We start from the raw sequence: 18,499 nt of genomic DNA, 5'->3' as shown, positions 1-18,499 counted from the left end.
ACCATGTCCCCGTTGCAGACCCTGCTTGCTTCCCACCGCGCCGGCGCCAACGTCGGCCTGTACAGCGTCTGCTGCAGCAACGAGCAGGTGCTGCGCGCGGCCATGCACGTCGCCCTGGCGCATGGCACCGTGCTGCTGATCGAGGCCACCTCCAACCAGGTCGACCAGTTCGGCGGCTACACCGGCATGACCCCGCCGCAGTACCGCGACTACGTCGGCACGCTGGCCGATGAAGAAGGCTTCCCGCGCGAACGGCTGATCCTGGGCGGCGACCACCTCGGCCCGAATGCCTGGCAGAAGCGCCCGGCGGCCGAAGCGATGACCCACGCGCGCGTACTGATCGAAGCCTACGTCGCCGCCGGTTTCCACAAGATCCATCTCGACTGCAGCATGTCCTGCGCCGATGACCCGGTGCCGCTGCCCGATGCCATCGTTGCTGCGCGCTCGGCCGAGCTGGCCGAGATCGCCGAACGCACCGCCGCCGAACATGGCCTGCCGCCGCCGGTCTACGTGATCGGTACCGAAGTGCCGATTCCCGGAGGCGAAGCCTCGCTGGCCGAGGGCCTGCAGGTGACCACGCCGGCCGCCGCCGCGCAGACCCTGGCCATCCACCGGCAGGCCTTCGATACCCCGCAGCTGCGCGATGCGTGGCAGCGCGTGATCGCGATGGTGGTGCAGCCGGGCGTGGACTTCGACCACAGCAGCGTGCACGAGTACGACGCCGCGGCTGCCAGCACGCTGGCCGATTTCCTGGAACAGCAGCCACGCATCGTGTTCGAAGCGCACTCCACCGACTACCAGCGCGAGAGCGGCCTGCATGCGCTGGTGCGCGACCACTTCGCCATCCTCAAGGTCGGCCCCGCGGCCACCTTCGCCTATCGCGAAGCGCTGTTCGCGCTGGCCGCGATCGAGGCCGAACTGCTGCCGGCGGCACAGTGCTCGCGCCTGCCGCAGGTGCTGGACGAGGTGATGGTGGCGCAGCCGAAGTACTGGCAGTCCTACTACCAGGGCGATGACGCCGCGCTGCGCCTGCTGCGCAGCTACTCCTTCAGTGACCGCTGCCGCTACTACTGGGGCGAGCCCGCGCTGGTGCAGGCGGTGCAGACCCTGTTCGCCAACCTGGAACAGCACGCGCCGCCACTGGTACTGCTCAGCCAGTACCTGCCGGAGCAGTACCGCGCCGTGCGTGAGGGCACGCTCGCCAACACGCCCACCGCGCTGGTGCAGCACCGCATCGGCCTGTGCCTGGGCGAGTACGCGCGCGCCTGCAGCGCCAACCAGGCCGGAACCCGCACGCAGAACGCACGTTCGGCTGCCGCCGTTGCTGCGAACGGCTAATCTCTACCTTTCCCCGCGAAACCGAGAATGGCCATGCGCAACACCCGCTCCCGCCGGCAACAGATCCTGCAGCTGCTGATCGAGCACGGCTCGGTGCAGGTGGCCGATCTGGTTGAGCGTTTCGGCGTGTCGGCGGTGACCATCCGTGCCGACCTGACCCACTTCGAGTCGCAGGGCCTGGCCAACCGCACCCACGGCGGCGCCACCCTGGTGCGCACGCCGCCGCAGGAACAGGACATCCATGAGAAGGACGCGCTGAACCTGCCGCTGAAGGAATCGATCGGTGCGCGCGCTGCGCGCCTGGTGCAGCCTGGTGACAACATCATCATCGATTCCGGCTCGACCACGATGACGCTGGCCCGCCACCTGCGCGCGCATCGCGACGTGACGGTGATGACCAATGGCCTGAACATCGCCTGGGAACTGGCCAATGCCGCGGGCATCACCGTGCTGCTGACCGGTGGCCTGCTGCGCCAGCAGTCGCTGTCGCTGCAGGGCAGCCAGGCCGAGGCCAGCCTCAACTCGTACAGCTTCGACACTCTGTTCCTGGGCGTGGACGGCCTGGACCTGCAGTTCGGCCTGACCACCCACGACGAGGCCGAAGCCCGCCTCAACCACCGCATGGTCGAGCGTGCGCGCCGCATCGTGGTGCTGACCGACGCCTCCAAGTTTGGGCGCGTCAGCCTGCACCGCATCGCCCGCCTGGACCAGATCCACGCCATCATCACCGATGCCGGTATCGACGACGCAACCCGCGAAGGGCTGCAGCGGCTGGGCATCGAAGTGATCATCGCCGAGCCTCCCGCATGACCGACGCCCGTTCCCTGCATGGCCGCATCCTCACCCCGCTGGGTTGGCGGCGTGGCCACGTCCACTTCGATTCACACGTTCGCCAGCTGCAGGTGGATGACCACAGCGGCGCTGACGACCTGCAGCTGCCGGTGATCCTGCCCGGCTTCATCGACCTGCACGTGCACGGTGCGGCCGGCGTCGACCTGATGCAGGGTGGCGATGTCGCGCGCACCATCGCACGCACCCATCTGCGCTTCGGTACCACCACACTGCTGGCGACCACCATGACCGCCGGCCTGGATGAGATCGAGCACGCGCTGCAGGGCGTGGCTGCGGCGATGGCGGCGCCCGATGCCGACGCCGCCAGCATCGTCGGCGTGCATCTGGAAGGACCATTCATCAGCCCGCAGCGCCTGGGTGCACAGCCCAACCGTACGATCGAGGCGACGCTGGCGCTGGTGCAGCAACTGCACGCACTCGCGCCGATCCGGGTGATGACGCTGGCTCCGGAAATCGGCGAGCACACCGCACTGATACCCGCGCTGGCGGCAATGGGCATCCGCGTGCAGCTCGGCCACAGCGCTGGCACCTACGAGGAAGGCGTGGCCGCGCTGCAGGCCGGTGCCTCCGGCTTCACCCATCTGTTCAACGGCATGACCGGCGTCGATCACTATCGCCCGGGCATCGCGGCGGCAGCACTGGCGCATGCACAGTACGCCGAGATCATTCCCGACCTGCAGCACATCCATCCCGGCGTGATCCGCCTGGCCGCGCGCGCGATCCCGCGCCTGTATGCGGTGACCGACGCGACTGCCGCCACCGGCATGCCCGACGGCGAGTACGCGCTGGGCCAGCAGCGCGTGCACAAGTGCGGCGGCTGCGTGCGACTGGCCACGGGTTCGCTGGCCGGCAGCGCCCTGACCATGGACCAGGCGCTGCGCAACCTGGTGCGCGTGGGCCTGGAGCTGGCCGACGCCTCGCAACGTGTTTCCACCTTCCCGGCCGACTACCTGGGCCTGGGCGATCGCGGCCGCATCGCGCCCGACGCCCGCGCCGACCTGGTGGTACTGGACGCCGAACTGCGCCTGCGGCAGGTGGTCATTGGTGGGCGCGTGGTCGATCTGACCTGACGCAAGCGATGCGGCCCGGATGCCGCGCGGGCTCCCTGTAGAGCCGGGCCATGCTCGGCTCACCGCGCGAAGCGCGGCATGGGGAACCTCGATATCGGAACGGAAAGCAGCCGAGCATGGCTCGGCTCTACAGAATGCACTCTGCGACGAACCGCCGCCGGGCCTGGCCCGGCGCTACCACAGGAACTGCCGATGACTGCAAGCACCGCTCCGCGCTGGCCCGTACGCTACCTGCTCTTCATCGGCGGCCTCGGTGGCCTGCTGTACGGCATCGACATCGGCATCATCGCCGGTGCCCTGCCCTACCTGGAGGCAACGGCCAGCCACGCCTGGCAGCTCAGCAGCCAGCAGCTCGGCTTCGTGGTGGCGGCGGTACTGCTGGGCAGCGTGCTGTCCTCGCTGTTCGCCGGCATGGTCGCCGACCTGATCGGCCGCCGCGGCGCGATGCTGCTGGCCGGCCTGCTGTTCACCGCCTCCATCCCGATCATGGCACTGGCCTCCGGTTACACGCCGCTGCTGCTGGGCCGCCTGCTGCAGGGCATCAGTGGCGGTTTGATCGGTGTAGTGATTCCGCTGTACCTGGCCGAAGTGCTCAGCCCCGAGCGACGCGGGCGCGGTGCGGCGATGTTCCAGCTGCTGCTGACCATCGGCCTGGTGCTGGCCGCGCTGATCGGGCTGTACCACGCACATGCGGTGGATGCCGCCGCCGAGGCCGTGCGCTCGCTGCCGCTGGCACAGCAGGCGCAGGAGCTGTTCACGGTGAAGGACCACGCCTGGCGCACCATCTTCTGGACCTGCCTGGCGCCGGGCCTGCTGTTCTGCGCGGGCATCTTCTGGCTGTCCGAATCGCCACGCTGGCTGGTACGCCGGGGCCGCATCGATGAAGCCCGCCGCAGCCTGCAGCGCGTACTGCCCGCTGCCGATGTGGAGCCCACCCTTGCGCAGATCCAGGCGCCGGAGTCGAGCAGCAGCGACGGCAGGCGCGACCCGCTGCTCAGCCGCCGCTATGTGGTGCCGTTCCTGCTGGCCTGCGTGGTGCTGGCCTGCACCCAGGCCACCGGCATCAACTCGGTGCTGGCCTACGCGGTGAACATCCTCAACCAGGCTGGCCTGTCCGGCTCGGTCGCCAACAGCGCCGACGTGGCAATCAAGCTGCTGAATGCGGTGATGACCGTGGTCGCGTTGCTGCTGGTCGACCGCAAGGGCCGCAAGTTCCTGCTGATGCTGGGCAGCGGTGGTATCTGCGTGGCCCTGCTGGCAGCGGCCACCTTGTTCTTCCAGGCCGAGCGCGGCCGTGCCGACGTGCAGCCGCAGCTGCAGGCGGCGGTCAGCGGCGATGGCCTGCAGCTGGTGCTGGACGACGCGCAGTGGCAGCGCCTGAGCAATGGCATCGACAGCCAGGGCCGACCGATGCAGCTGACCGTGTCATACGCCTATGGCGATTTCACCAATGTGCGCGCCCTGCGCAGCGACAACCTGACTGATCGCGAGCTGCGCATCGAGCGCGCCGGCACCGTGCAGGCCGACAGCGTGATCGGTGCCTTCTTCCGCAAACTGCATCTGAACCCGTTCGCCGACCCCGCCAGTGCCGCGCAGGCACCGCTGCGCATCGAACAGGCCCGCATCGGCCCGGTGCCGCCGCCTGCACATGGCTGGGCGGTGGCCACCTGCATCCTGGTGTTCGTCGCGTTCTTCGCGGTCGGCCCGGGCGTGTGCGTGTGGCTGGCACTGTCGGAGCTGATGCCGAACCGCATCCGTTCCAATGGCATGAGCATCGCGCTGCTGATCAACCAGTTCGTGTCGACCACCATCGCCGCCATCTTCCTGCCCACGGTGGGCCACTACGGCTACGCCAGCATGTTCGTGTTCTGGGCGGCGTGCACCTTCGTGTTCTTCCTGGTGGCCGCGTTCTGGCTGCCGGAGACCAAGGGCAAGTCACTGGAGGAGATCGAGGCACGGTTCGCCCGGTAGCGGTCGACCTTGGTCGGCCTCCGCGCGCAACGCGGTGGCGTTGGCGCGCCCGTCATTGGCCGGTGATGTGCCTGGCCAACGCCTGCGCCTCGGCGATGCTCGGCAACCCGCTCAGCATCATCGATTCACCGAACGGGCCTTTCACCGTCGCCACCATCAACACGCGGCCATCCACGCTGATCGCCGCTCGCTGGCCCACCAGTGCTTCCGTGCCATCGTGGATGCGCTGATGCGCTTCGTGTCGAAAGCGGATCTGCAGGCCCGGCTGCTTGGCCTCGTCCAGCACGTAGCGCACATCGGCGATGTCGGCGCTGCCAGCGATCGGCGGCTCGCGCAGGGCGAGCGTTTCGCCCTGCCACTTCGCCTGCCTGCCCTTGCCGTCCGCATCGACCGCGCTCAGGCGTACATCCACACCCGCGCGCGGCGCATGATCCTTGCCTGCCAGCGCACCGGGCGTGGCACCCGGCATGCATCCGGCCAGCACCAGCGCTGCGCCCAGCAGGAACGGAAACGCGCCCCTCACTTCAGCTTCCGCAGCTTGAACGCCACCAGCACCTGCAGCAGCCCGTACAGCAGGCTGCCAATGCCGATCCACAGCGTGGTCACCGCCACGCCTGCATACGGATTGGCCGCGAACAGCAGCCCCAGCACCACCGCCAGCACGCCACTGAGGATCAGCAGCCACTCGCCCTGGATCTGCTTGCGCACGCGGATCGCGAACACGATGCGGTAGATGCCGGCTACCAGCAGCCACGCCGCCAGGAACAGCACCAGCACGCTGGCGGTGGCCAGCGGATTGATCACCGCCAGGATGCCGAAGCCCAGCGAGGCGATGGCATACAGCGCCAGCCAGCCGCGCGGAGCACCATTGCCGCCGCTGATCAGTGCGAACAGGCTGATGACACCTTCAACGATGGCCATCACGCCCAGTGTCCACGCCAGCGCCATCGCTGCGGACAACGGCCAGCCGATGGCAACGATGCCGAAACCCAGCGCGACCAGGCCATACAGCAGCAGGATCCACCAGCTGCGGCCAACCGCTGACAACAAGGGAGACAGGGGGGAATTCATGGCCACTCCTTCAGTCCAGTACCGGCCACATCCTAGCCCCCGGCGATGAAGACAGCGATCACGGCACGCGCGCGCAGACCCACACGCGTACTTCTTCTGCGCCTGCGCAGCGCAGTGTTTCGGCGATTTCCACCACCGTGCTGCCGGTGGTCATCACGTCGTCGACCACGGTCAGCCGCGTGGGCACCGGCCCATGGATATCGAACGCATCGAACAGGTTGTCCCTGCGCTGTTCGGCCGTGCGTTCGGACTGCGGCGCGGTGTGCCGCCGCCGATACAGCCCATGCCAGACCGGCATCGGCAGCAGCCGGCACAGTTCAGCAGCCTGGTTGTAGCCGCGCTGGCGCAGGCGGCGGCGGTGCAGTGGTACCGGCACCAGTGGTGGGCATGACCAGGCGGGCGGTGCCCGCTGCATCAACTGCGCCAGCAGGCGGCCAGCCGCCAGGTCCTGATGGAACTTGTAGCGCAGCAGCAGCTGGTCCACCGGCGGCAGGTACAGCAGGCTGGCATGCGTGGCCGCCTGCGGCGGTGCCTCCTCGCGGCAGCTGCCGCAGACGATCAGGGCCGCGTCCGGCAACGGCAGCGCGCAACGCAGGCAGGCGCGGCCGGCCCAGGGGAGTCCGGCGAGGCAGGCGCGGCACAGGTCGAGATCATCATGGCCCGGATCGCCGCAGACCAGGCAGCGGAGTGGCAGCAGCACACCCAGCAGTGCGCGGGAGACACGGGTTGCCGAATGCAGGAGATCAATACGCATCCCCCATGCTTCATCGCGCACCCCGGTGCGGCCATCGGCGAAGGACCGATTGCAGTGTCGGGGCTGCCCGCAACAGCGGAGGGTGCTGCCGATCAGGAAGGGCGTTCGTCCTGCCCAGGCCCGGTTGATGCAACCGCGGGCACCACCAGCACCTCTGCCAGCCCACGGTAGATCGGCACCCGGCACACCAGCCCGGACACACCGCGCGCGATCAGCACCGTGGCCAGGATCGGCAGCAGCAGATCACCACTGTCGGTCAGCTCCAGCGAGATCACCGCCGAGGTCAGCGGGGCCTGGGTGACGCCGGTCAGGTAGGCACACATGCCCAGCAGCACGAACGCACGCGGATCCACGCCCGGCATCAGCACCGCCAGGTTGTGGCCAAGGCCGGCACCGACCGCCAGCGCCGGCGAGAACAGGCCGCCGGGAATGCCGGCTACGTACGATGCGAGATTCGCCAGCAGCTTCATCAACCCGAACTCATGGCCCACCATCGCCTGCCCCTGCACGAGGCTGCGCGCCTGTTCGTAGCCGGTGCCGAATGCGCCTTCTCCGAACGCCAGGGCCAGCAGCACCACCACCAGCCCGCAACCTGCGGCCAGCAACACGGGATGCCGCTGCCGCAGTTGCCCGAGCCAACGGGGGCGGCCCGCCGCACTGGCCAGCACCGCGCGCGCGAAAAGGCCGCCCAGCAACCCGGCCACCACGCCGCACAGCAGGATCGCCAGCCAGCCCTGTCCCAGCGGCAACCGCGCGCTCACATGGCCGAAGTAGGTGTAGTTGCCGAGCAGGCCCAGCGACACCACGCCGCCGACAATCACCGCAGTCAGCAGGGTGCCGGAGAACCGATGCTCGAAACGGCCGCTGAGCTCCTCGATGGCGAAGACGATGCCGGCCAGCGGTGTGTAGAACGCCGCCGCGATGCCGGCCGCGCCACCGGCCAGCAGGAAGTGCGAGAGTTCGCGCGGGTCCTTGAAGCCGAACCAGCGGCCGAACAGGTACATCAGGCTGGCACCCACATGCACGGTCGGGCCCTCGCGGCCAACGGACGCGCCACCGAGCAGGGACAGCGAGGTCAGCAGCAGCTTGCCGGCCGAAACCGCTGGGGAAAGGTTGGTTTTCCGGAACGGCTCATCGGGCTTGTCCAACGCAGCGATGACCTGCGGAATGCCGCTGCCCCGCGTGGGCTTCAGCACGCCACTGGTCAGCCAGGCCAGCAACGCGAAGATGCCGGGCGTGAGCAGCAGGGCCCACCACGGCGAGTGCGCGGTGATGCGCTGGAACAGATGGAAGGCCGCGTCGCTGGCCTTGGCAAACAGGATGGCCACCAGCGCTACGGCCACAGCCCCGCCCCAGAGCGCGGCACGGCGGCGCCAGGCCTCACTGAGAACCAGCGCGGTGATGCGGCCGCGGAGGCGATGAAGATCGGTCATGGGAGAGAGTCTGCGCGCCAGCGCTTGCGTCGGGCAGCGGCCACTGTGGCCGGAGGCCTTGCAGGATGCGGTGAAATGCGGCGCCTTCCTCGCTGCTAGGACACGCCAACGAATTGTAAACCATATCATTCAATAAATAGTTGACAGCCCTCTCCACCCCACCCACACTGCCGCCCTCGCTCCATTCGTATCCAAGGTCCCGCCATGGCTGCTGCCATCCGCCACGACTGGCAACACGACGAACTGCAGGCCCTGTTCGACCTGCCGTTGCCCGAGCTGCTGTTCCGCGCCGCGGCGGTCCACCGTGAGCACTTCGACCCGGCGCAGGTGCAGGTGTCCACGCTGCTGTCGGTGAAGACCGGAGGCTGCCCGGAAGACTGCGCCTACTGCCCGCAGGCGCAGCGCTACAGCACCGGCGTGAACGCGCAGAAGCTGATGGACACCGATGCGGTGCTGGCCAAGGCCCGCCAGGCCAAGGCCGCCGGCGCGTCGCGTTTCTGCATGGGTGCAGCGTGGCGATCGCCGAAGGACCGCGACATCCCGAAGGTGGCGGCGATGATCGCCGGGGTGAAGGCGCTGGGCCTGGAGACCTGCGCCACGCTGGGCATGCTCAGTGGCGAACAGGCACGTGCGCTGAAGGACGCCGGCCTGGACTACTACAACCACAACCTTGACACCGCGCCGGACTACTACGATTCGATCATCCACACGCGCCAGTACCAGGACCGCCTGGACACGCTGGAGCACGTGCGCGAGGCCGGCCTGAAAACCTGCTGCGGCGGCATCGTCGGCATGGGCGAGACGCGCGCGCAGCGCGTGGGCCTGCTGCTGGCGCTGGCCACGCTGCCGGCACATCCCGATTCGGTGCCGATCAACAGGCTAGTGCAGGTGGCGGGCACGCCGCTGCATGGCAGCGCCGAGCTGGACCCGTTCGAGTTCGTGCGCATGACCGCAGTGGCGCGCATCGCCATGCCGCGCTCGATGGTGCGGCTGTCGGCCGGTCGCGAGGCGATGAGCGACGAACTGCAGGCGCTGTGCTTCGTGGCCGGTGCCAACTCGATCTTCTACGGCGACAAGCTGCTGACCACCGGCAACCCAGAGAGCGAGCGCGACCTGGCCCTGTTCGCGCGGTTGGGCCTGCAACCGATGGCGATGCAGGTGGACGCCGAGGGTCACGACCACGGTGGCACCGTGCACGCCGATATCAGTGCAGATACGTCCGGCTGTGGCTGCGCCCGCGCGGCCTGAGACGGGCCGCAAGCAGGCGCCGCGGCAACGCGCTACCCTAGCCGCCCCGTCGCTGCATTCCGCCGCCATGGCCCGCCCCGACCTGACCGCCCGCCTCCACGCCCAACGCGCCCTGCGCGATGCCCAAGGCCGTCGCCGCGCGCGGCGCACGGTCAACCGTCGTGATGGCGTCCGCCTGGAAGTGGACGGCCAGTGGCTGACCGGCTTCTGCAGCAATGATTATCTGGGCCTGGCCCAGCAGTTCAGCGTGGTCAACGCGCTGCAGGATGCCGCCGCACGCGAAGGCACCGGCGCGGGTGCATCGCACCTGGTCTGCGGCCACCACGCCCTGCATGACGCGCTGGAGCGCGAAGTGGCGGAGTGGCTGGGCTACCCGCGCGCGCTGCTGTTCGGTAGTGGCTTCGCCGCCAACCTGGCCGTGCAGCAGGCACTGCTGAGCGAAGAGAACGACGTCTGCGTGCAGGACAAGCTCAACCACGCCAGCCTGCTCGATGCGACGCGGCTGGCCGGTGCGCGCCTGCGCCGTTATCCGCACCTTGATGCCGAAGGCGCGATGCGCCAGCTCAAGCACGCGCCCGACGGCGCGGCGATGCTGGCCACCGATGGTGTCTTCAGCATGGATGGCGACATCGCACCGCTGCGTGCATTGTCACTTGTGGCACGCCTGCAGCAGGCGCTGTTCTATGTGGACGATGCGCACGGCGTGGGCGTGGTCGGTGACGGCCGTGGTGCCGTGGCCGCCGCCGGGCTGGGCGTGGACGATGTGCCGCTGCAGCTGGTCACGCTGGGCAAGGCACTGGGCGGTTCCGGCGCGCTGGTGCTGGGCCGCGACGATCTGGTCGAGCACCTGGCCGAAACCGCGCGCCCCTACATCTACACCACGGCGATGCCGCCACCGCTGGCCGCCGCTGCACTTGAAGCGGTGCGCCTGGCACGCCGTGACAACTGGCGCCGCTCGAAACTGACCGACCTGATCGCGCTGTTCCGCAGCGAGGCACGCCGCCATGGTCTGGACCTGATGGCTTCGGAAACGCCGATCCAGCCGCTGCTGTGTGGTGACGATCACCGCGCTGTGGCGATGTCCAAGACACTGGAACAGGCTGGTTGGCTGGTCGGCGCGATCCGTCCACCCACGGTGCCCGAAGGCAGGGCGCGCCTGCGTGTCACCCTGACCGCCCTGCACACGCCGGAACAGGTGCGTGGCCTGGTGGACGCGATCGCCAGCGCGCGCGATCGCGTGGATCTGGCGGTGCGTGACGCCGCGCCACCGCCATTGCCTGTCTTTGCCTGAGCCTGCTGTCGTTTTCCCATGCATATCGACGTCACCGGCCAGGGGCCGGACCTGGTACTGATCCATGGCTGGGCCCTGCAGGGCGGTGTGTTCGCACCGTTGGTGCAGCGCCTGGCGGACCGGTTCACCCTGCATCTGGTTGATCTTCCGGGCCATGGCCACAGCCGCGAAGACACCACGCCGTTGCGCCTGCCATTCGTGGTCAACGCCATTGCCGCGGCCACGCCGCCGGCGGTGTGGTGTGGCTGGTCACTGGGCGGCCTGTTCGCACTGCACGCCGCCGCGACCCTTCCGAAGGTGCGCGGGCTGGCGATGATCGCGGCCACGCCGCGCTTCGTGCGGGGCGACGACTGGCCGCATGCGGTGGAGCCGGCGGTGTTCGAGCAGTTCGGGCGCGAGCTGGAGACCGACTTCGGCGGCACCCTGGAACGCTTCCTGGCGCTGGACGTGATGGGCTCTGCGCACGCCCGCGAGGAGCTGCGGACGCTGCGCCAAAGGCTGATCGAGCGCGGCGCGCCCACCGAACGCGCCCTGCTGGAAGGCCTGCGCCTGCTGGAAAGCACCGACCTGCGCGGGGCACTGCCGACGCTGGGCAAACCCAGCCTGTGGATCGCCGGCCAGCGTGACCGGCTGGTGTCTCCGGCGGCGATGCAGGCCGCTGCGGCACTGGCCCCGGGTGCGCAGGCGCTGACCATCGCCCATGGCGGCCACGCGCCCTTCCTCGGCCATGCCGACGAGGCGGCCAGCGCCCTGCAACACTTCGTTGCCGGCCTGTCACCGGCCGATGGCGGACAATGAGCCCCCTCCGAATTCCGCAGGATTGACGCATGGATCTGGGTATCAACGGCCGCTGGGCACTGGTCTGCGGCGCAAGCAAGGGCTTGGGCCTGGGCTGCGCGCGTGCGCTGGTGCGCGAGGGCGTCAACGTAGTGATCGTGGCCCGGGGCGAAGCGGCCCTGCAGGCCGCCGCTGAAGCACTGCGTGCTCTGCCCGGCGCCGCGGACATCCGCGCGGTCGCCGCCGATGTCACCACCGAGGCCGGCCGTGCCGCGGCGCTGGCCGCATGCCCGCAGGTGGACATCCTGGTCACCAATGCCGGTGGCCCGCCGCCGGGCGACTTCCGCAATTTCGAGCGCGACGACTGGATCGCCGCGCTGGACGCCAACATGCTGGCGCCGATCGCGCTCATCCGCGCCACCGTCGACGCGATGATCGCGCGCGGCTTCGGCCGCATCGTCAACATCACCTCGTCGGCGGTGAAGGCCCCGATCGACATCCTGGCGCTGTCCAACGGCGCGCGCAGTGGCCTGACCGGCTTCGTCGCCGGCCTGTCGCGCCGTACCGTGGCGCACAACGTCACGATCAACAACCTGCTGCCCGGCCAGTTCGACACCGACCGCCTGCGCGCCAACTTCGCCCACAGTGCGGGCAAGGACGGCAATGCTGCGGAAGTGGCCGAACGCCGCCGCCAGCAGATCCCCGCCGGCCGCTTCGGCACGGCGGACGAATTCGGCGCGGCCTGCGCCTTCCTGTGCAGCGCACAGGCCGGTTACCTCACCGGGCAGAACCTGCTGATCGACGGCGGCGCCTACCCCGGTACGTTCTAAGAGACTTTCGCAATGCCGTCCCACTTCGATGCCCGCCATGTCCGCCGCGCGTTCGCCCGCGCCGCCACCAGCTACGACGCCGCCGCCGCCCTGCAGCGCGAGGTGCAGGCGCGGCTGGTGGAATCGCTGGACTACCTGGAAGCACGCAGGCCCGAGGTGGTGCTGGACATTGGCGCCGGTACCGGCCACGCCAGTGCGCTGATGAAGAAGCGCTGGCCGAAGGCGCAGGTGATCGCACTGGACGTGGCCCTGCCGATGCTGGACCAGGCCAAGCGCCAGGCCGGTTGGTGGAAGCCGTTCCAGCGCCTGTGCGGCGACGCCGCCGCGCTGCCGCTGGCCGACAACAGCGTGGACGTGATCTTCAGCAACCTGTGCCTGCAGTGGGTGGACGATCTGCCGGCGGTGTTCGCTGGCTTCCGTCGCGTGCTCAAGCCCGGTGGCCTGCTGCTGTGCTCCACCTTCGGCCCGGACACGCTGGTCGAACTCAACGAAGCGTTCGCGGCCGCCGATGATCGCCCGCACGTGAGCCGCTTCGCCCAGATCGCCCAGTTCGGCGATGCGCTGATGATGGCCGGTTTCCGCGACCCGGTGCTGGATCGCGATCTGTTCACCCTGACCTACGACGACCTGCCGTCGCTGATGCGCGAACTGCGCGCGATGGGTGCCACCAATGCGCGGGTGGATCGCCGCCACACGCTGACCGGGCGTGGCCGTTTCGCTGCGGCGGCAGCGGCGTATGAACCGATGCGGCGCGCCGACGGCAAGCTGCCCAGCAGCTGGGAAGTGATCTATGCCCACGCCTGGGCACCGGACCCGGGCGCACCGATCCGCGAAGGCGGGCATGACGTGGCCTCGGTGCCGGTGTCGGCGATCCCGATCCGGCGCAAGCAGACCTGATCGTCTGTAGTGCCGGCCGCTGGCCGGCAACCTCACGATTCCATGGTTGGCATCTGCCGGCCAGCGGCCGGCACTACCAAATGCGACGCCATACGCGAATCGCTCTGGTGGGTGCCGACCTTGGTCGGCACAGTGCCGGCAACCTCACGATTCCATGGTGGGCGTCTGCCGGCCAGCGGCCGGCACTACCGCATGGCACCCGCCCAAATCAGGTTTCCGCCTCAGGTGTTGGCCGGCGAACTCAGCGGCGGCCGCACCAGGTCGCGGTGGAAGAAGTAGATTTCCTGCACCAGGAAACGCCAGCTGGTGTGGAAGCTGCGGAAGCGCGTGCTGGGCGTGGACGAGGCCAGTGCATCGATGCCCAGCGCCTTGCTCAGGCGCAGCGCGCGCGCCATGTGCAGCGGGTCGCTGACGATGATCACCCGGTGCAGGTTGCGCTGGTCCATCAGCCGCTTGGCTTCCACCAGGTTCTGCACGGTGTTGCGCGAGGCGGTCTCGATCAGGATCGCATCGTCCGGCACGCCGTGCTTGAGCGCATAGCGCCGCGCCACCTGTGACTCGGAAAAGCGCGCGCCGGTTCCACCATAGCCGCCGGTGAAGATCAGCAGTGGCGCGAACTGGGCCTCATAGAGATCCAGCCCATGACGGATGCGTTCTTCGAATACCGGCGACGGCTTGGCGTCATAGGCCGCCGCACCGAGCACGATGATGGCGTCGGCCTTGGCCGCCTGGTCACGCTCGCCGATCCAGACGATCCAGGCAGTCACGCCCAGCAGCCAGATCACCAGCAGGACGAACAACCGCCACAGCCAGCCCAGCAGGCCAGTGCGATGCCGGTGCCGGTCGCGGCTCACGGCGCCCCCCAGCGCAGTGCGGGCAGGTCGACGTTGCCGCCGGACAGCACCAGGCCCACGCGCAGGCCGGCAAAACGCTGCGGCTGCGCGAGCACCGCGGCGAGCACGGTCGCCGATGACGGCTCGACCACCTGCTTGAGGACCTCCCACAGCAAGCGCATCGCCGCCATCGTCGCCGCGTCATCGACCACGATCACCTCGGCGTTGGCCGCGCGCAGCAGCTCGAAGTTGGGCGCGCCGATCAGGGTGCGCAGGCCATCGCAGATCGTGTCCGGGGTGAACGGCCCCTGGCGCTCGCCAGCGGCCAACGAGCGCGCGGTGTCGTCAGCGCCGGCCGGCTCGGCCAGCACCAGCCGGGTCTGCGGGCTGGCGAGCTGCAGGGCCCGGGCGGTACCGCTGGCCAGGCCACCGCCGCCCACCGGCACCACCAGCACGTCGAACGGGCCGTCGCTGTGCAGCAGCTCCAGTGCCGCGGTGCCCTGCCCGGCCATGACGGCCGGGTCGGCATAGGGATGGACCAGGGTCGCGCCGGTATCAGCCTGTACTTTGGCGCAGGTGGCCTCGCGGTCGGCGATCGTTGGCGGGCAGCGCCAGAGCGTGGCGCCATGGCGGGCGATGTTGGCCAGCTTGGCCGCCACGGCACCTTCGGGCACCACCACGTGGCAGGGAATGCCACGGGTGCGCGCGGCCAAGGCCAGGGCGGCGCCGTGGTTGCCGGAGGAATGGGTGACCACGCCGGCACTGGCGCGATCGGCATCCAGCGACCACACCGCATTGCAGGCGCCGCGGAACTTGAATGCGCCACCGCGCTGCAGATGCTCGGCCTTGAACGCCAGCTGCGCGCCGGCCAGCGCATCCAGCGTGCGCGAGCGCAGCACCGGGGTCACGCTGGCGTACGGCGCGATCCGCGCAGCGGCAGCCAGGACATCATCGGCACGGGGCAACAGTGAATCGCTCATGACGCAAGATTAACGTATGGCTCCCTGCTGGCGACCCCGGCACAGGTCATGCCAGCATGGGAGCCTTCACCGCCATTCATCCTGGACAGTGAAGTTAAGGGCCGATTCAACGCCTGCGCACGAAGCTCACTGCACAACCCGTCCTCTGGGGGGACCCACCATGAAAACGCGCCTGATGCTTGCCGGTGGCCTGATGCTGGCCCTGACCGGCTGCACCACCTACGACTATGTCGGCGGTGGCCGCAGCGGCAGCTACTACCACGGTGCGCCGTCGGTGGAGTACCGCTACCCCGCCGGCTATCCCTACAACTACGGCTACCCGTACTACGGCGGCTATGGCGGCTACTACGGCGGCTATGGCAATCCGTACTACTCGCGCCCGATCTACCGCCCGCCGCACAACCACCGCCCGCCACCGCGCCCACCCGGCAACGGCGGCGAGAACCGCCCGCCGCCGCCGTCGCGGCCGTCGTACAACGGCGGTTCGCCGTGGCGGAACATGGACTCGATGCGCCGCCCGCCTCAGTCGAACATCCAGCCATCTGCGCCCCCGCCGCCGGCCCGTCCGGCTCCGGCGCCGAGTGCGCCAAGAATGAACGGTTCCCCCTGGCGCAACATGGATCGTGGGACGCAGCGCACAGTTGAGCGCTGAACCGTATTGCATTTCACACGGTCCAAGCCGCACTCTACGGGACCAGTGACGGCCCGCGTCACAAAGTGACAAAAACGGCATGGGCCGCCGCAAAAAGCTCTACGTCGATATCCGACAGGAACATCTGGATCCCCCCTGTTCCGGCCCTGTCGGATGTCGGCACCTCTGAAGGCAGACGGCCCCGCAGTGCGGGGCCGTTTGTTTTGCCGGATCACCCACCGGCGACAGCCCCAGCGTCAGTAGATCCACGCCCTGCGTGGATCTCGCCTTCCCGGCAGTCAAAAAAACAGGGCCGGGCAGTCCCCCGACTGCCGGCCCCCTGCTCCCCCACCGTGCGCCTGTACCGGCCCCTGTTCCAATTCCGGTCACGGGCGCCTGCGGCGCCAGCCACGGTGGGTGCTATTGGGTTATCTGCAAAAATCCTGCCAACTTTAGGGCTGATTTCGACGGGAGCCGGCCGGCGCCGACGTCCCGGCCCCGAATGGCGCTAAAATCGCCACCCCGGTGCCGCCCCGGCCGCGCCCGCCCCCAGCTGAACAGCCCCAATGAACCCGTCCTTCCATCGTTACGACGTCATCGTCATCGGCGGTGGTCACGCCGGCACCGAAGCCGCGCTGGCCGCGGCCCGTACCGGCGTGCGCACCCTGCTGCTGACCCACAACATCGAAACGGTGGGCGCGATGAGCTGCAACCCGGCCATCGGCGGCATCGGCAAGGGCCATCTGGTCAAGGAAATCGACGCCCTGGGCGGTGCGATGGCGCATGCCGCCGACCGCGCCGGCATCCAGTGGCGCACGCTCAACGCCTCCAAGGGCCCGGCCGTGCGCGCCACCCGCTGCCAGGCCGACCGCAACCTGTACCGCATGGCGATCCGCGCCATCGTCGAAGGCCAAGCCAACCTGACCGTGTTCCAGGCCGCCGTCGATGATCTGGTCATTGAAGGCGACGCCGTGCGCGGGGTCATTACCCAGACCGGCCTGCGCTTCGACGCCGGGGCCGTGGTGCTGACCGCTGGCACCTTCCTGGCCGGCAAGATCCATGTCGGCCCGACCCAGTACGCCGCCGGCCGCATGGGCGACCCGCCGGCCACTACCCTGGCGGCGCGCCTGCGCGAGCGTCCCTTCCAGGTGGACCGCCTGAAGACCGGCACGCCGCCGCGCATCGATGGCCGCTCGCTGGACTACAGCGTGATGGACGAGCAGCCGGGCGATTCGCCGCGGCCGGTGATGTCCTTCCTCGGCTCGGTGGACGAGCATCCGCAGCAGGTCAGCTGCTGGATCACCCACACCACCGAGCAGACCCACCAGATCATCCGCGACGCGCTGCACCGATCGCCGCTGTACAGCGGCCAGATCGAAGGCATCGGCCCGCGCTACTGCCCGTCCATCGAGGACAAGGTGGTGCGCTTCGCCGAAAAGGCCAGCCACCAGATCTTCGTCGAACCCGAAGGCCTGGGCATCGTCGAGATCTACCCCAACGGCATCTCGACCTCGCTGCCGTTCGACGTGCAGCTGGAGATGGTGCGCAGCATCCGCGGCTTCGAGAACGCGCACATCACCCGCCCCGGCTACGCCATCGAGTACGACTTCTTCGATCCGCGCGGGCTGAAGGCTTCGCTGGAGACCAAGCTGGTGAACGGCCTGTTCTTCGCCGGCCAGATCAACGGCACCACCGGCTATGAAGAGGCCGCCGCGCAGGGCCTGCTGGCCGGCCTCAACGCCGCGCGCCAGGTGCGCGGGCTGGACGGCTGGTGCCCGCGCCGCGACGAGGCCTACCTGGGCGTGCTGGTGGATGACCTGATCACCCACGGCACCAACGAGCCGTACCGCATGTTCACCAGCCGCGCCGAGTACCGCCTGCAGCTGCGCGAGGACAATGCGGACCAGCGCCTGACCCCGACCGGCCGCGAGATGGGCCTGGTGGATGACCGTCGCTGGGGTGCGTTCGAGACCAAGCAGGCCGCTGTTGCTGCCGAGCGCGCACGCCTGGGCGCGCTGTGGGCGACCCCGGCCAATGCGCTGGGCCGCGAAGTGCAGGACACGCTGGGCGTGGCGGTCAGCCGCGAGACCAACGTGCTGGACCTGATCAAGCGCCCCGAGCTGGATTACGCGCAGCTGATGCAGGTGCCATCGCTGGGGCCGGCCGTGGCCGACGCCAAGGTGGCCGAGCAGGTGGAGATCGGCGTGAAGTACGCCGGCTACCTGGACCGCCAGCGCGAGGAGATCGAGCGCCAGCAGCGGCATGAAGCCACGCCGATCGCCGAAGCCTTCGATTACGCGGCGGTGCGCGGGCTATCGGCCGAAGCGCTGCAGAAGCTGGAGCGCGTGCGCCCGCAGACCATCGGCCAGGCGCAGCGCATCCCGGGCATGACCCCGGCGGCGATCTCGCTGCTGCTGGTGCATCTGGAGCGCGCGCGCCGCGGCCGCGTGGCGTAACGCGGGACCGTCCGCTTCTGGTGGGTACCGACCTTGGTCGGTACATGACTCTGCCCTGGTGGGTGCC

17 protein-coding genes are annotated in these 18,499 nt (G+C 69.2%); 11 read left to right on the top strand and 6 right to left on the bottom strand.

What is annotated here, in order from left to right; all coding sequences use genetic code 11:
* Positions 1 to 3: 3 nt before the first annotated feature.
* From KXV01_RS04440 to KXV01_RS04425, 4 genes are all read left to right on the top strand, one after another.
* Positions 4 to 1,338 carry a D-tagatose-bisphosphate aldolase, class II, non-catalytic subunit gene (locus KXV01_RS04440; protein WP_049417011.1) on the top strand — a complete coding sequence of 445 codons (1,335 nt, stop codon included), beginning with the start codon at positions 4 to 6 and terminating at the stop codon, positions 1,336 to 1,338.
* Between the two features lie 33 nt (positions 1,339 to 1,371).
* Complete coding sequence (locus KXV01_RS04435) at positions 1,372 to 2,148, top strand: DeoR family transcriptional regulator (protein WP_049417055.1); 777 nt, start codon at positions 1,372 to 1,374, stop codon at positions 2,146 to 2,148.
* Positions 2,145 to 3,260 (top strand): N-acetylglucosamine-6-phosphate deacetylase, encoded by a 1,116-nt coding sequence (gene nagA, locus KXV01_RS04430; protein WP_263467530.1) that lies wholly within the window; start codon positions 2,145 to 2,147, stop codon positions 3,258 to 3,260. The genes KXV01_RS04435 and nagA overlap by 4 nt, the downstream gene beginning before the upstream one ends.
* Before the next feature lie 192 nt (positions 3,261 to 3,452).
* Entirely contained in the window at positions 3,453 to 5,231 is a 1,779-nt protein-coding gene (locus tag KXV01_RS04425) for an MFS transporter (RefSeq protein WP_180879524.1), read from the top strand.
* A gap of 52 nt (positions 5,232 to 5,283) precedes the next feature.
* On the opposite strand, the gene KXV01_RS04420 is transcribed toward KXV01_RS04425, so the two are convergent.
* The 4 genes from KXV01_RS04420 to KXV01_RS04405 all read right to left on the bottom strand — a co-directional run bounded on the left by KXV01_RS04420 (position 5,284) and on the right by KXV01_RS04405 (position 8,489).
* Positions 5,284 to 5,754, bottom strand: a complete 471-nt coding sequence (locus tag KXV01_RS04420) for a hypothetical protein (RefSeq protein WP_049439439.1) — start codon at positions 5,752 to 5,754, stop codon at positions 5,284 to 5,286.
* Complete coding sequence (locus tag KXV01_RS04415) at positions 5,751 to 6,302, bottom strand: HdeD family acid-resistance protein (protein WP_049439442.1); 552 nt, start codon at positions 6,300 to 6,302, stop codon at positions 5,751 to 5,753. Before KXV01_RS04415 ends, KXV01_RS04420 begins: the two co-directional genes overlap by 4 nt.
* A gap of 58 nt (positions 6,303 to 6,360) precedes the next feature.
* Complete coding sequence (locus KXV01_RS04410) at positions 6,361 to 7,056, bottom strand: ComF family protein (protein WP_262256526.1); 696 nt, start codon at positions 7,054 to 7,056, stop codon at positions 6,361 to 6,363.
* Between the two features lie 92 nt (positions 7,057 to 7,148).
* Positions 7,149 to 8,489, bottom strand: a complete 1,341-nt coding sequence (locus tag KXV01_RS04405; protein ID WP_263467529.1) for a chloride channel protein — start codon at positions 8,487 to 8,489, stop codon at positions 7,149 to 7,151.
* Between the two features lie 204 nt (positions 8,490 to 8,693).
* On the opposite strand from KXV01_RS04405, the gene bioB reads away from it, so the two are divergent.
* The 5 genes from bioB to bioC all read left to right on the top strand — a co-directional run bounded on the left by bioB (position 8,694) and on the right by bioC (position 13,532).
* Positions 8,694 to 9,737, top strand: a complete 1,044-nt coding sequence (gene bioB / locus KXV01_RS04400) for a biotin synthase BioB (RefSeq protein ID WP_263467528.1) — start codon at positions 8,694 to 8,696, stop codon at positions 9,735 to 9,737.
* 67 nt (positions 9,738 to 9,804) lie between these two features.
* The gene (gene bioF, locus KXV01_RS04395) at positions 9,805 to 11,028 is read left to right on the top strand and encodes an 8-amino-7-oxononanoate synthase (protein ID WP_099494968.1); all 1,224 of its coding nucleotides are present in this window, start codon (positions 9,805 to 9,807) and stop codon (positions 11,026 to 11,028) included.
* Between the two features lie 18 nt (positions 11,029 to 11,046).
* Positions 11,047 to 11,826, top strand: coding sequence for a pimeloyl-ACP methyl ester esterase BioH (bioH, locus tag KXV01_RS04390; RefSeq protein ID WP_099486906.1), 780 nt, complete (start codon positions 11,047 to 11,049; stop codon positions 11,824 to 11,826).
* 29 nt (positions 11,827 to 11,855) lie between these two features.
* On the top strand, positions 11,856 to 12,635 hold the full coding sequence (locus KXV01_RS04385; RefSeq protein ID WP_099494967.1) for an SDR family oxidoreductase: 780 nt from the start codon (positions 11,856 to 11,858) through the stop codon (positions 12,633 to 12,635).
* Positions 12,636 to 12,647: 12 nt separating this feature from the next.
* Positions 12,648 to 13,532 carry a malonyl-ACP O-methyltransferase BioC gene (gene bioC / locus KXV01_RS04380; RefSeq protein ID WP_049415722.1) on the top strand — a complete coding sequence of 295 codons (885 nt, stop codon included), beginning with the start codon at positions 12,648 to 12,650 and terminating at the stop codon, positions 13,530 to 13,532.
* Between the two features lie 221 nt (positions 13,533 to 13,753).
* Here bioC and KXV01_RS04375 read toward each other — a convergent pair whose 3' ends face one another.
* Together KXV01_RS04375 and KXV01_RS04370 are read right to left on the bottom strand one after the other, a co-directional pair.
* Entirely contained in the window at positions 13,754 to 14,386 is a 633-nt protein-coding gene (locus KXV01_RS04375) for a YdcF family protein (RefSeq protein ID WP_049415725.1), read from the bottom strand.
* Complete coding sequence (locus tag KXV01_RS04370) at positions 14,383 to 15,345, bottom strand: pyridoxal-phosphate dependent enzyme (RefSeq protein WP_263467527.1); 963 nt, start codon at positions 15,343 to 15,345, stop codon at positions 14,383 to 14,385. The genes KXV01_RS04375 and KXV01_RS04370 overlap by 4 nt, the downstream gene beginning before the upstream one ends.
* 160 nt (positions 15,346 to 15,505) lie before the next feature.
* Here KXV01_RS04370 and KXV01_RS04365 point away from each other — a divergent pair, with 160 nt between their 5' ends.
* Together KXV01_RS04365 and mnmG are read left to right on the top strand one after the other, a co-directional pair.
* A complete protein-coding gene (locus tag KXV01_RS04365; RefSeq protein WP_049415731.1) occupies positions 15,506 to 15,997 on the top strand; it encodes a hypothetical protein in 492 nt (163 codons plus the stop codon).
* 545 nt (positions 15,998 to 16,542) lie between these two features.
* Positions 16,543 to 18,432 (top strand): tRNA uridine-5-carboxymethylaminomethyl(34) synthesis enzyme MnmG, encoded by a 1,890-nt coding sequence (gene mnmG / locus KXV01_RS04360; RefSeq protein ID WP_100478909.1) that lies wholly within the window; start codon positions 16,543 to 16,545, stop codon positions 18,430 to 18,432.
* Positions 18,433 to 18,499 lie beyond the last annotated feature (67 nt).

Origin of the sequence: Stenotrophomonas sp. Ps181 (assembly GCF_025697425.1) — a bacterium.
Lineage (GTDB): Bacteria > Pseudomonadota > Gammaproteobacteria > Xanthomonadales > Xanthomonadaceae > Stenotrophomonas > Stenotrophomonas sepilia.
Note: the sequence above shows the minus strand (reverse complement) of the source record. Positions and strands in the feature narration are given on the sequence as shown.